At 74.8% G+C, this 13,264-nt stretch carries 12 protein-coding genes; all 12 read right to left on the bottom strand.

Annotated elements, in window-relative coordinates; translation table 11 throughout:
- On the bottom strand, window positions 1–1,903 hold a 1,903-nt coding region (locus tag QWY28_RS22090; RefSeq protein WP_300955080.1), incomplete at its 3' end, for a primosomal protein N'.
- 67 nt (window positions 1,904–1,970) lie between these two features.
- Window positions 1,971–3,173 carry a methionine adenosyltransferase gene (gene metK, locus QWY28_RS22085; protein WP_300955078.1) on the bottom strand — a complete coding sequence of 401 codons (1,203 nt, stop codon included), beginning with the start codon at window positions 3,171–3,173 and terminating at the stop codon, window positions 1,971–1,973.
- A gap of 68 nt (window positions 3,174–3,241) precedes the next feature.
- On the bottom strand, window positions 3,242–4,534 hold the full coding sequence (gene coaBC, locus QWY28_RS22080; protein WP_300955081.1) for a bifunctional phosphopantothenoylcysteine decarboxylase/phosphopantothenate--cysteine ligase CoaBC: 1,293 nt from the start codon (window positions 4,532–4,534) through the stop codon (window positions 3,242–3,244).
- Window positions 4,535–4,538: 4 nt separating this feature from the next.
- Window positions 4,539–4,871 (bottom strand): DNA-directed RNA polymerase subunit omega, encoded by a 333-nt coding sequence (gene rpoZ, locus QWY28_RS22075; protein WP_166188889.1) that lies wholly within the window; start codon window positions 4,869–4,871, stop codon window positions 4,539–4,541.
- Between the two features lie 67 nt (window positions 4,872–4,938).
- Window positions 4,939–5,508: a guanylate kinase gene (gene gmk, locus QWY28_RS22070; RefSeq protein ID WP_300955073.1), complete on the bottom strand. Its 570-nt coding sequence runs from the start codon at window positions 5,506–5,508 to the stop codon at window positions 4,939–4,941.
- Window positions 5,505–5,831 carry an integration host factor, actinobacterial type gene (gene mihF, locus QWY28_RS22065; RefSeq protein WP_300955071.1) on the bottom strand — a complete coding sequence of 109 codons (327 nt, stop codon included), beginning with the start codon at window positions 5,829–5,831 and terminating at the stop codon, window positions 5,505–5,507. The genes gmk and mihF overlap by 4 nt, the downstream gene beginning before the upstream one ends.
- A gap of 83 nt (window positions 5,832–5,914) precedes the next feature.
- A complete protein-coding gene (locus tag QWY28_RS22060) occupies window positions 5,915–6,406 on the bottom strand; it encodes a hypothetical protein (RefSeq protein WP_300955070.1) in 492 nt (163 codons plus the stop codon).
- The gene (gene pyrF, locus QWY28_RS22055) at window positions 6,403–7,239 is read right to left on the bottom strand and encodes an orotidine-5'-phosphate decarboxylase (RefSeq protein WP_300955068.1); all 837 of its coding nucleotides are present in this window, start codon (window positions 7,237–7,239) and stop codon (window positions 6,403–6,405) included. Before pyrF ends, QWY28_RS22060 begins: the two co-directional genes overlap by 4 nt.
- Window positions 7,240–7,249: 10 nt before the next feature.
- Entirely contained in the window at window positions 7,250–8,053 is an 804-nt protein-coding gene (locus QWY28_RS22050; protein WP_300955066.1) for a tRNA-dihydrouridine synthase, read from the bottom strand.
- A complete protein-coding gene (locus QWY28_RS22045) occupies window positions 8,050–8,889 on the bottom strand; it encodes an iron-sulfur cluster-binding protein (protein ID WP_300955064.1) in 840 nt (279 codons plus the stop codon). Before QWY28_RS22045 ends, QWY28_RS22050 begins: the two co-directional genes overlap by 4 nt.
- A complete protein-coding gene (locus tag QWY28_RS22040; RefSeq protein WP_300955063.1) occupies window positions 8,886–9,944 on the bottom strand; it encodes a quinone-dependent dihydroorotate dehydrogenase in 1,059 nt (352 codons plus the stop codon). Before QWY28_RS22040 ends, QWY28_RS22045 begins: the two co-directional genes overlap by 4 nt.
- Window positions 9,941–13,264 carry a carbamoyl-phosphate synthase large subunit gene (gene carB / locus QWY28_RS22035; protein WP_300955062.1) on the bottom strand — a complete coding sequence of 1,108 codons (3,324 nt, stop codon included), beginning with the start codon at window positions 13,262–13,264 and terminating at the stop codon, window positions 9,941–9,943. The genes QWY28_RS22040 and carB overlap by 4 nt, the downstream gene beginning before the upstream one ends.

Here is a 13,264-nt window from a genome sequence, read left to right as displayed (position 1 = left end):
CCGGGACCGGCCCCAGCACCTCGGCGACCTCCGGCAGGCTGAGCAGGGTCAGCGCGTCGTCGACGGCGCCCGGCTCGCCGGTGATGGTCGCGAGCCGGCTCGCCGGCGGCAGGTGCGCCTCCTGGCGCTCGGCGGTCTCGCGGGCCGCGAACCCGCCCGGGTCCCAGCGGACCAGCGCCTGGACCGCCGGGTGCGCGGGGTCGCCGACCAGCAGCGCGCGCCCTCCCGGCCGGACCAGTCCCACGGCGTCGCACCAGCGCCGCAGCGCCTCCTCGTCGGTGCGCAGGTCGGTGCGGCCGAGCAGCAGCCACGCGTCGAGGAGGACCACGGCGGCGTAGCCACCCTCCGCGACCGGCTCGGCGCCCGGCGTCGCCACCACGACGGCCGGCCGGGCGTCCACGGTCGCCAGCACCCGGTCGCGGGAGCTGGTCAGCACCCGCGTGCGCGGCAGCGCGCGGCCGAGCTCCTCGGCGGTGCGCGCGTCGCCCACGACCGGTGCACGGAGGCCGCGGTGGCCGCACTCCCCGCAGGACCAGCCCGGCGCCTCGGTGCCGCACCAGCGGCAGGCCGGCGGGGTCGTCGGCCCGGTGAGGACCAGCGGTCCGCGGCACACGGTGCACCGCGCGGGTGTCCGGCACCGCTCGCAGGCCAGCGCGGCGACGTACCCCAGGCGGGGGTTCTGCACCAGCACCGGGCCGTCCTCGAGCGCCGCGCGGACCGCCTCGAGCGCCTGGCGCGGCACCCGGGCCGACCGGGCGAGGGGGTCGCGCACCAGGTCGAGGTCGCTGGCGCCGGCGACGACCGTGCGCACCCGCTCGCGGACGACGGCGCGGGGGGCGGCGAGCTCGCGGGCCCAGTCGGTGCGCAGGAGGTACTCCGCCTCGACGCTGCGCGCGAAGCCGGCCACCAGCGCTGCCGCGCCCTCGCGCCCGGCGCGCAGCAGCAGCGTCTCGCGGGTGTGGGGGTACGGCGCGCGGGGCTCGGCGTGCAGGTCGTCGCCGTCGTCCCAGACCACCACCAGGCCCAGGTCGTGCACCGGCGCGAAGGCCGCCGCCCGCGTGCCGACGACGATCCGGCGCGTGCCGCGGCTGACGGCGAGGAAGTCGCGGTAGCGCCGGGCCGGACCCGCGTCGGCGGTCAGCGTGACGTGGTGGCCCTCGCCCAGGAGCGCGGTCAGCGCCCGGTCCACCCGGTCGACGTCCTTGCCGTCGGGCACGCAGATGAGCGCGCCCCGGCCCGAGCGGCGGGTCGCCGCGGCCGCCTCCGCCAGCCGGGCCGGCCAGTCCTCGCCGGGGGCGACCGACCACACCGCGCGCGGTGACGCGCCCTCCGCGAGCCGGGCGAGGTACGCCGCCGCGTGCTCGTACACCGCCCAGCCCGCCGCCGCGTCGTCCCCTGCCGCCGGCTCGGGTGGCATCGGCGGCTCGGGTGGCGAGGACTCCTTCTCGGTGGTGGCGTGCCGGGGCGGCACGGCCAGCCGGAGCACGTCGGAGCGGCTGCCGGCGTACCGCTCCGCGACCGCCCCGACCAGCCCCGCGACGGCCGGGCTCAGCACCTGCTCGTCGCTGACCACCCGTCGCAGCGGGGCCAGCCGGCCGGGGTGGTCGGAGGTCGCGGCGCGCTCGAGCAGGTAGCCGTCGACGTCCTGCCCGGCGAACCGCACCTTGACCCGGACGCCCGGCTGCGCCGCCTCCGCCATCGACGCGGGCACCGCGTAGTCGAAGGTGCGGTCCAGGTGGGCCAGCGCCACGTCGACCAGCACCCGCGCCACCGGGTCGGCCTCGGCGACCTCCGCCTCGGCCGCCTTGCGCGCCCGGGTCGCCCGCGCCTTGGCCTGCGACTCCTGCAGGCTCGCCCGCACCAGGCCGGGGAGCAGCTCGGGCTGCTCCTCCGGTCCGGTCACGAGCGGAAGTCTCCCAGCGAGCGCCGACGGTCCCGTCGGCAGGCGCCGGCAGGACCGTGGCGGAGGCTCAGATGCCGGCCGCGGCCTTGAGGGCGTCGGCGCGGTCGGTGCGCTCCCAGGTGAACTCCGGCAGCTCGCGGCCGAAGTGGCCGTAGGCGGCGGTCTTGGCGTAGATCGGGCGCAGCAGGTCGAGGTCGCGCAGGATGGCGGCGGGACGCAGGTCGAAGACCTCGAGGACGGCCTGCTGGATCTCCTCGTCGGGGACCACGCCGGTGCCGAAGGTCTGCACGAACACGCCGACCGGCTGGGCCTTGCCGATCGCGTAGGCGACCTGGACCTCGCAGCGGCGGGCCAGGCCCGCGGCGACGACGTTCTTGGCCACCCAGCGCATGGCGTACGCGGCGGAGCGGTCGACCTTCGACGGGTCCTTGCCGGAGAAGGCGCCGCCGCCGTGGCGGGCCATGCCGCCGTAGGTGTCGACGATGATCTTGCGGCCGGTCAGGCCGGCGTCGCCCATCGGGCCGCCGACGACGAAGCGGCCGGTCGGGTTGACCAGCAGCCGGTAGTCGTCGGAGGGGATGTCGAAGGTCGCCAGGACCGGGTCGATGACGTTCTGCTTGATCTCGATCTCGAGCTTGGCGAGGTCGGTCTCCTCGGAGTGCTGCGTGGACAGCACGACGGTGTCGACGCGGACCGGGCGGTCGTCGGCGTCGTACTCGATGGTGACCTGGGTCTTGCCGTCGGGGCGCAGGTTGTCCATGACGCCCGTCTTGCGGACCTCGGTGAGCCGCTCGGCGAGGCGCTGGGCGATCACGATCGGCAGCGGCATGAGCACCTGGGTGTCGTCGCAGGCGTAGCCGAACATCAGGCCCTGGTCGCCGGCGCCGCGGCGGTCGAGCTCGTCCTCGGAGGTGCCGACCCGCGACTCGTGGCCGTGGTCGACGCCCTGGGCGATGTCGGCGGACTGGCCGCCGATGGCGACCTGCACGCCGCAGGTGGTGCCGTCGAAGCCCTTCTCCGAGGAGTCGTAGCCGATGTCGAGGATGGCCTCGCGGACCAGCTCGGCGACCGGGGCGTAGGCGTTGGTGCGCACCTCGCCGGCCACGACGACCAGGCCCGTGGTCAGGAGGGTCTCCACGGCGACGCGGAGGTTCTCCTTGTCACCGTCGTTGGCCATCAGGTAGTCGAGCACCGTGTCGCTGATGCGGTCGGCGATCTTGTCCGGGTGTCCCTCGGTCACGGACTCGGAGGTGAAGAGTCGTCCGGCCACAGCGCAGCTCCTGTCGTTCGGGGTTCGTGCTCACGATAGGCCGCGTCCCGACGGGTGGGACGCGTGTCTCAGGTACGAGCCGTTCCATCCTGCAGCCTGCGGACGACTTCGTCCCAAATGGCGTGGGCGAGCGTCGCCTTGGAGCCGCGGGGCACCTCGGTGGCGGCGCCGTCGGAGCCGAGGATGACCGCCTCGTTGTCCGGGCTCCCGAAGACCGCTCCCCCGCTGACGTCGTTGACGACGAGCAGGTCGCAGCCCTTGCGGGCGAGCTTGGCGCGGCCGAGCTCGAGGACGGTGCCGGTGTCGTCACCGGTCTCCGCGGCGAAGCCGACGACGACCGTGTCCGCGCGGCCGCGCGAGGTGCTGAGCTCGTGGAGGACGTCGGGGTTCTGCACCAGCTCGATGGCGGGGGCGGAGCCGTCGACGGCCTTCTTCATCTTCGACTCGCTGTACGTCGCCGGGCGGAAGTCCGCCGGAGCGGCCGCCATCACCACGGCGTCGGCGGAGGCGGCCGCGGGGACGACCACGTCGCGCAGCTCGGCGATCGTCTCGACCCGCACGACCGTGACGCCGGCGGGGTCGGGCAGCGTGCTGTTGGCCGCCACCAGGGTGACCTCGGCGCCGCGGGCGGCCGCCGCGCGGGCCAGCGCGAACCCCTGGAGACCCGAGGAGCGGTTGCCGAGGAAGCGGACCGGGTCGAGGTACTCGCGGGTCCCACCCGCGGAGACCACGACGTGCCGGCCGGCGAGGTCCTGGCCGGTGCCGCCCGTGGCGGCGCGGGCCAGCACGTGCGTGCAGAGCTCGAAGATCTCGGTCGGGTCGGGCAGCCGGCCCTTGCCGGTGTCCTTGCCGGTGAGCCGCCCCTCCGCAGGCTCGATGACCACGACGCCGCGCTCGCGCAGCGTGGCGACGTTGGCCCGCGTGGCGGGGTGCTCCCACATCTCAATGTGCATCGCCGGCGCCACGACGACCGGGCAGCGGGCGGTGAGCAGGGTGTTGGTGAGCAGGTCGTCGGCCAGGCCGTGCGCGGCGCGGGCCAGCGTGTCGGCCGTGGCGGGCGCGACGACGACGAGGTCGGCGGTCTGGCCCAGCCGCACGTGCGGCACCTGGTGGACGTCGGTCCACACGTCGGAGGCGACCGGCTTGCCCGACAGCGCGGCCCAGGTCGGCGCGCCGACGAACTCCAGCGCCGACTCCGTCGGCACCACCGTCACGTCGTGGCCCGACTCGGTGAACCGGCGCAGCAGCTCGCAGGCCTTGTACGCCGCGATCCCGCCGGTCACCCCGAGGACGACCGTCGGACGAGCAACGGGCCGCGCCCCCGTGGGGGACGCGGCCTCGTGGTCCGAGCCGGTGCTCAGCGGGTCACTCGCCGGGGGTGAACGACGCGTCGATGGCGGCGGCCTTCGCCGCGGCCTCCTCGGCGGCCAGCTCGGCGGGGTCGACGTCCTCGCAGGTCAGCAGGTCCTCGTTGATCTCGCGGAGCGCGATCGAGAGGGGCTTCTCCTGCACGTGGGTGTCGACGAGCGGGCCGACGTACTCCAGCAGGCCCTCGCCGAGCTGGGAGTAGTAGGCGTTGATCTGCCGGGCGCGCTTGGCGCTGTAGAGGACCAGCTTGTACTTGCTGTCGGTCTTGGTGAGCAGGTCGTCGATCGAGGGGTTGGTGACACCCTGAGCGTCGATGTTGGGGGCAGACACGCGTGAAGCCTCACTGATCGGTGGATGGGCGCCCGGAGGGCGCAGCCGGCGCGGGGCGGGCGGCGCCTCAGTCGAGCGTCATCAAGGCTACCAACTCGTCGGCAGCAGCGTGAACTTCGTGGTTGACGATCGTCTGGTCGAACTCGCTCTCGGCGGCCAGCTCGGCGCGGGCGGTGGACAGCCGGCGCTCGCGCTCCTCCTCGGTCTCGGTGCCGCGCCCGACGAGCCGGCGCACCAGCTCCTCCCACGAGGGCGGCTTGAGGAAGACGAACAGCGCCTCGGGCATCGACCGGCGGACCTGGCGGGCGCCCTGGAGGTCGATCTCGAGCATCGCGGGCCGCCCGGAGGCCAGCGCGAGGTCGACGGGCTGGCGCGGGGTGCCGTACCGCGCGGCCTTGTGCACGACCGCCCACTCCAGCAGGTCGTCCTCGGCGATCATCCGGTCGAACTCCTCGTCGGAGACGAACCAGTAGTGCACGCCGTTGACCTCGCCGGGGCGCGGCGGGCGGGTGGTGGCGGAGACCGAGATCCAGACCTCGGGGTGGTGCTCGCGGATGTGCGCGGCGACGGTGCCCTTGCCGACGGCCGTGGGGCCGGCGAGGACGACGAGTCGCGAGCGGCGCTCGGGCGCGCTCACGCCTGACCGCGGGAGCCGAACTCCTTCTCGAGCGCGGCGACCTGCTTGGTCCCGAGCCCGCGGACGCGCCGGCTCTCGGCGATGCCGAGGCGCTCCATCACCTGCCGTGCCCGCACCTTGCCCAGGCCGGGCATCGACTGGAGCAGGTCGACGACGCGCATCTTGCCGATGACCTCGTTCTCCTGGCCCTCGCGGAGCACGTCGACGATCGAGGCACCGGAGTTCTTCAGCCGGTTCTTGATCTCGGCCCGCTCCCGACGGGAGGCGGCTGCCTTCTCGAGGGCCGCCTGGCGTTGTTCCGGCGTGAGGGGCGGGAGCGCCACGGGCGAGTCCTTCTGTCGAGCGACGGTTCGGAGGGCGAGGCCCAATCTAGTCAGAACTCTTCACCCCCGGCAACGCAGGTCCCTCAGAGCGTGAGCTGGGTCCCGCAGACGTCGCGGGCCTGCTGCTGCACGCCGGCGAGCGCCTCGCGGGTGGCCGGCGCGACGAGCTCGCGCACGGCGGCGTCGATGCGTGCCCGCTCCTCCTCGGTGACCTCGTCGGCCCCGTCCTCAGCACCACCGGCTTCGTCGTCGGCACCGTCCTCGGGCTCCTCGACCGGGTCGTACGTCGCCGGGTCGACGCCGGCGTCCTCGAGGGCCTCGCCCAGCTCGCGCACGCGGCCGGTCACCAGGTCCCACTCGTCGCGCAGGTCGCGGGGTGCGGCGTCCTCGAGCGCCTCCATGCTCGGCAGCGCCGCGATCAGCGCCCCGGGCGAGCCGTCGGCGACCGCCTCGGACAGCTCCGGTCGCTGCTCCTCGACGACCTCGCAGTACCGCTCGTGCGGGTCCTGGGAGCACGCGGTCGCCGGGACGAGCAGGAGCAGCGCGGCGAGGAGCGCCGGGGCCGGGCGGTTCACCGCAGGGCCGCGAGCTCGTCGTTGGTCGCCCGCACCGCGTCGCGCATCGCGGCGACGTCCGGCCCGCGCCGCAGGACGTCGCGGGAGGAGCTGGGGAGGACGTTCGCGGCGGCGGAGCCGAAGATGCGCCGCACGTCGGCGGCGGTGCCGCCCTGCGCGCCGTACCCCGGCGCGAGGATCGGTCCGTTGAACGCCAGGTCCTCCTCGGTCTCCCCGATCGTCGCGCCGACGACCGCGCCGAAGGAGCCCAGCGGGTCGGCCCCGGCGTTGAGCCGGCGCAGGTGGTCCAGGACGCGACCGGCGACCGTCGAGCCGTCGTCGAGGCGGGCGTGCTGGACCTCCGGCCCCTCCTTGTTCGAGGTGAGCGCGAGCACGAAGAGCCCGCCGCCGTGCCGGTGGGCGGCGTCGACGAACGGGTCGAGCGAGCCGAACCCGAGGAACGGGCTGACGGTGACGGCGTCGGAGCCCAGCGGCGAGGCGGGGTCGAGGTACGCCTCGGCGTACGCCTGCGAGGTCGAGCCGATGTCGCCGCGCTTGGCGTCCATGACCACGAGCGCGCCGGCGGCCCGCGCGGCGGCGACGACCTCCTCGAGGACCGCGACGCCGCGGCTGCCGAACCGCTCGTAGAACGCCGACTGCGGCTTGACCGCCGCGACGTGCGGAGCGACCGCCTCGACGACGGTCAGCGCGAAGCGCCGCAGCCCCTCGGCGTCGTCGGGCAGGCCCCAGTCGGCCAGCAGCCCGGCGTGCGGGTCGATGCCGACGCACAGCGGCCCGCGCGCGTCGACGGCGGTGCGGAGGCGGGCTCCGAACGGGGTCGGGGTGCTGGTCATGGGTGCCTCCTCAGGCGAGCGCGGCCGCGATCCGCGCGGCGGTGGTGGGGTCGTGGAGCAGGGCGGTCCCGACCTGGACCGCGACGGCCCCGGCGGCGAGGAACGCGCGCGCGTCGTCGGGGGTGGTGACCCCGCCGCCGCCGACGACGGGTACGCCGGGCAGCGCGGCGCGGACCTCGGTCACGCACCGCAGGGCGAGCGGGAGCACCGCGGGGCCGCTGAGCCCGGCGGGCCGGCCGTCGGGCAGGGCCGCCGCCTGGGGGCCACCGACCACGACGGCGGCCGCGCCCGCGTCGGTCACCACCCGGGCGGACTCGGCGACGCGCAGGACGTCCGCGCGCACCTTCGCCAGCACCGGCAGGTCCTGCGCCTCGCGGACGACCGCGGCGACGACGTTGGCGGCGTGGAACGGCTCGCGCACGTCGAGCAGGCCGTGCGCGCGGGCGTCGGGGACCGCGAGGTTCACCTCGATGCCGCGCACCCCCGGTGCCTGGGCGAGCCGGCGGGCGACCTCGGCGTGCTCGGCCACGGAGGCACCGGTCACCGACACCACGACCCGCGGCTGCTGCTGGACCAGCCAGGGCAGCTCGGTGGCCAGGAAGATCTCGAGCCCGGGCCCCGGCAGCCCCGTGCTGTGCACCAGGCCCGCGGGGGTCTCCGCGATCCGCGGCGCCGGCCCGCCGGTGCGGGCGTTGAGGGTCAGCGAGCGGGTCGTGAACGCGCCGACGCCGTCCAGCGCGGCCAGGGCGGCCAGCTCGCGGCCGGTGCCGCCGCAGCCCGCCGCCACGACGACGGGGCCGGCCAGGTCGATCACGGCGTCTCCCTCGCGCCGACCGCCGCGACCGGCTCGAGCTCGGCCCAGCGGACCCGGTCCCCGCGGACGACCGGCCCCTCGGTGCAGGCACGGACCACCCGGGCCACGCCGTCCTCGCCGACCACCGGCAGCGGGCAGCCGTGGCACAGCCCGGTCCCGCACGTCAGCGGCTGCTCGACGGCCGTCTGGCTCCAGGCACCGGCCTGCTCGGCCGCCGACGCGACCGCGTGCAGCGTCGGCACCGGCCCGGCGGCGTACACGACCTCCGCCGAGGACTGCGCGAGCACGCCGGCCACGACGTCGGCGACCGACCCGCGCCGGCCCACCGACCCGTCGGCGGTCACCACGGTGACCGCCCGCGCGACGCGGCGCGCCTCGAGGGCGGAGAGCAGCCGGCGCTCGTCGGGAGCGGCGACCAACAGGCTCACCGGGCAGCCGCGCTCGCGCAGCCGCTCGGCCAGGGGGAACAGCGGCGCGGCGGCGTACCCCTCGCCCACGAGCAGCGTCGCGACCGGCTCCTTGGGCAGCGCGAAGGCGCGCCCCAGCGGGCCGGTCACCTCCAGGCGGGCGCCGACGGGCCGCTCGGCGAGCCAGCGGGTGCCGGGCCCGACCGGCTCGACCACCAGCTGCAGGGCGGGGCCGTAGCCGCCCACGGGCTTGACGCCGTGCACCCACAGCGCGCGACGGGCCAGGCGGGTGCCGTCCACCGAGACCGCGACGAACGTGCCGGGCCGGAACCGCTCGGCCACGCCGGGGGCCACCACGGTCAGGTGCTGGTAGGCACCGACCCGCTTGCTGGCCAGCACCTCGCCGGTGGTGTGGAGCGGCGCCTTCACCCCGGGGAGACCCCCGCCACGACCCGTCGCGGCCACAACGGACCCTCGTAGACGAATGCGGTGTAGCCCTGCAGCAGGTCGGCGCCGGCCTCGAGCCGGGCGCGGGCGTCCTCGGGCGTGGTGATCCCGCCGACGCCGATGATCGTCGGCCCGCTGCCGAGGCGGCCGCGCAGCAGCCGGGTGACCTCGAGCGCGCGCTCGCGGACCGGGCGGCCCGACAGCCCGCCGGCGCCGATGGCCGCGACGTCGGCCGCGTCGCTGACCAGCCCCTCGCGCGAGATGGTCGTGTTGGTGGCGACGATGCCGTCGAGCCCGATCGCCAGCGCCATGTCGGCGACGGCCAGGACGTCCTCGTCGGCGAGGTCGGGGGCGATCTTGACCAGCAGCGGAACCCGGGCCGAGGTCACCGTGTCGGCGGTGCGACGGACGTGCTCGAGGAGCGGCCGGAGCTTCTCGACGGCCTGCAGGTTGCGCAGCCCGGGGGTGTTCGGCGAGCTGACGTTGACCACGAGGTAGTCCGCGTGGGGCGCCAGCAGCCGCGTGCTCTTGGCGTAGTCCGCCTCGACCGCCGCCTGGTCCTCGTCCGGCACGACCTTGGTCTTGCCGATGTTGACGCCGAGCACGGGTCCCGTGCCGGGGCCGCTGGTGGCGGCGTCGCGCCGGCGGGCCGCCCGGGCGGCGAGCCGGCGGGCGACCGCCTCGGCGCCCTCGTTGTTGAAGCCCATCCGGTTGACGACCGCTCGGTCGGCGGGCAGCCGGAAGAGCCGCGGCTGCGGGTTGCCGGGCTGCGCCTCGCCGGTGACCGTGCCGACCTCGACGTGGCCGAAGCCGAGCGCGCCGAGCGCGTCGATGCCGACCGCGTTCTTGTCGAACCCGGCCGCCACGCCCAGGACGTTGGGGAAGGTCAGCCCGAGCGCCGCCACGGGCTCACCGGGCGAGCCGAGCCGCCGCGCCACCGCCGCACCGGCGCGGACCGCCCGGAAGCCGAGGTGGTGCGCGCGCTCCGGGTCGATCCGCGTGGCGACGTGGTCGAAGAGCAGCCCGTACGCCGTCACCGGCTGGCCCACTCCTGCAGCGACCGCACGCCGATGTCGCCGCGGCGCGCGGCCTCGATGCCCTGGACGGCCGCGCCGAGGCCCTGCACGGTGGTGATGCACGGGACGTTGGCGCGCACCGCGGCGGTGCGGATCTCGTAGCCGTCGAGGCGGGCCTGGCCCTCCCCCGCGCCGTACGGCGTGTTGACGACCATCTGGATCTCGCCGTCGAGGATGAGCTGGACCGTGGTCTTCTCACCCGCGGGGCCGGTGCCCTCGAAGTGCTTGCGCACGACCGTCGCGGCGACGCCGTTGCGGCGCAGGACCTCCGCGGTGCCGGCGGTCGCCAGGATCTCGAAGCCGAGGTCGGCGAGGACCTTGACCGGGAAGATCATCGAGCGCTTGTCGCGGTTGGCCATCGAGACGAACACCCGGCCGCTGGTCGGCAGCGGGCCGAACGCGGCGGCCTGGGACTTGGCGAACGCGGTGCCGAAGTCGCGGTCGAAGCCCATGACCTCGCCGGTGGACTTCATCTCCGGGCCGAGCACGGTGTCGACCTGCGCGCCGTCGGGGGTGCGGAACCGGTTGAACGGCATCACCGCCTCCTTGACCGCGATCGGCTGGTCGGCCGGCAGGGCACCGCCGTCGCCCTCCGCGGGCAGCACGCCGGCGGCCCGCAGGTCGGCGATCGACTCCCCCAGCATGATCCGGGCGGCCGCCTTGGCCAGCGGCGTCGCGGTCGCCTTGGAGACGAACGGCACCGTCCGGGAGGCGCGCGGGTTGGCCTCGAGGACGTAGAGGATGTCCGAGCCGAGCGCGAACTGGATGTTCAGCAGGCCGCGCACGCCCACGCCGCGGGCGATGGCCTCGGTGGCCTCGCGGATGCGGTCGATCTCACGGGCACCGAGGGTGATCGGCGGCAGCGCGCACGAGGAGTCACCGGAGTGGATGCCGGCCTCCTCGATGTGCTCCATCACGCCACCGAGGAAGAGGTCGTCGCCGTCGAACAGCGCGTCCACGTCGATCTCGACCGCGTCGTCGAGGAACCGGTCGACCAGGACCGGTGCCTCCCGCGAGATCAGCCCCGCGGCGACGTACTTCTCCAGGTAGGCCCGGAGCGCCTCCTCGCCGTAGACGATCTCCATGCCGCGGCCGCCGAGGACGTACGACGGGCGCACGAGCACCGGGTAGCCGATCTCGGTGGCGATCCGCTGCGCCTCGGGGAACGACGTCGCGGTGCCGTGCTTCGGCGCGGTCAGGCCGGCCTCGGCCAGCACCCGGCCGAAGGCGCCGCGCTCCTCGGCCAGGTCGATCGCGTCCGGGGAGGTGCCGACGATCGGGACGCCGGCGCGGGCCAGCCCCTGCGCGAGCCCGAGCGGCGTCTGGCCGCCGAGCTGGCAGATGACGCCCGCGACGGGGCCGGCGGCCTGCTCGGCGTGCACGACCTCGAGGACGTCCTCGAGGGTGAGCGGCTCGAAGTAGAGCCGGTCGGAGGTGTCGTAGTCGGTGGAGACGGTCTCGGGGTTGCAGTTGACCATCACGGTCTCGTAGCCCGCACCGCCCTCGCCCTTCCCGAGCGCCAACGAGGCGTGGACGCAGGAGTAGTCGAACTCGATGCCCTGGCCGATCCGGTTCGGGCCCGAGCCGAGGATGATCACCGCGGGGGTCTCGCGCGGCGCGACCTCGCTCTCCTCGTCGTAGGAGGAGTAGTGGTACGGCGTGGCCGCCGCGAACTCCGCCGCGCAGGTGTCGACGGACTTGTAGACCGGGCGGATGCCCAGCGCGTGCCGCACGCCGCGGACGACGTCGGCGCTCATGCCGCGGATCTTGCCGATCTGGGCGTCGGAGAACCCGTGCCGCTTGGCCCGGCGCAGCAGGTCCGGGGTGAGCTCGTCGGCGGCGGTCACCTCGGCGGCGACCTCGTTGATGAGCGCGAGCTGGTCGAGGAACCACGGGTCGATGCCGGTGGCCTCGAAGATCTCCTCCGGCGTCGCGCCGGCGCGGATCGCGTCCATGACCTCGCGCAGCCGGCCGTCGTGCGGGGTGCTGATGGCGGCGAGGATCGACTCCTTGTCGAGGTCCACCCACTCCTGGTGCCAGTCGAAGACGGCGTTCGGGCTCTCCAGCGAGCGCAGCGCCTTCTGCAGCGCCTCGGTGAAGTTGCGGCCGATCGCCATCGCCTCGCCGACCGACTTCATGTGGGTGGTCAGCGTCGGGTCGGCGCCCGGGAACTTCTCGAAGGCGAAGCGCGGCACCTTCACCACGACGTAGTCCAGCGTCGGCTCGAAGCTCGCCGGCGTCGAGTGCCCGTCGGGGCGCGTGGTGATGTCGTTGGGGATCTCGTCGAGGGTGTAGCCGATCGCGACCTTGGCGGCGATCTTGGCGATCGGGAAGCCGGTCGCCTTCGAGGCCAGGGCGCTCGAGCGGCTCACCCGCGGGTTCATCTCGATGACGATCAGCCGGCCGTCGGCCGGGTTGACGGCGTACTGGATGTTGCAGCCGCCCGTGTCGACGCCGACCGAGCGGATGATGCCGATCGCGAGGTCGCGCATCTTCTGGTACTCGCGGTCGGTCAGCGTCATCGCCGGCGCGACCGTGATCGAGTCGCCGGTGTGGACGCCCATCGGGTCGAGGTTCTCGATCGAGCAGATGATCACCACGTTGTCGGCGGTGTCGCGCATGACCTCGAGCTCGTACTCCTTCCACCCGAGGATCGACTCCTCCAGGAGCACCTCGGTGGTCGGGCTCGCGTCGAGGCCGGCGCCGGCGATGCGGTGCAGGTCGGTCTCGTCGTAGGCCATGCCCGAGCCGGTGCCGCCCATGGTGAACGACGGGCGGACGACGACCGGGTAGCCGAGCTCCTCGACCGCCGCCAGGCAGTCCTCCATCGAGTGGCAGATCGCGGACCTCGCCGACTCCCCGCCGAGCTCCTCGACGATCTTCTTGAACACCTGGCGGTTCTCGCCGCGGTCGATCGCCTCGATGTTGGCGCCGATCAGCTCCACGCCGTACTTCTCCAGCACGCCGTCGCGGTCCAGGGCCATCGCGGTGTTGAGCGCGGTCTGGCCGCCGAGGGTCGCCAGCAGCGCGTCGGGGCGCTCCTTGGCGATGACCTTCTCCACGAACTCCGGGGTGATCGGCTCGACGTAGGTGGCGTCGGCGAACTCCGGGTCGGTCATGATCGTGGCCGGGTTGGAGTTGACCAGGACGACCCGCAGGCCCTCCTCGCGCAGCACCCGGCAGGCCTGGGTGCCGGAGTAGTCGAACTCGGCCGCCTGGCCGATGATGATCGGCCCGGAGCCGATCACCAGGACCGACGAGATGTCCTCGCGCTTCGGCAT

It is taken from the genome of Nocardioides oceani, assembly GCF_030412965.1.
In the GTDB taxonomy this organism is placed as follows: domain Bacteria; phylum Actinomycetota; class Actinomycetes; order Propionibacteriales; family Nocardioidaceae; genus Nocardioides; species Nocardioides oceani.
This window is presented reverse-complemented; position numbering and strand designations above follow the sequence as displayed.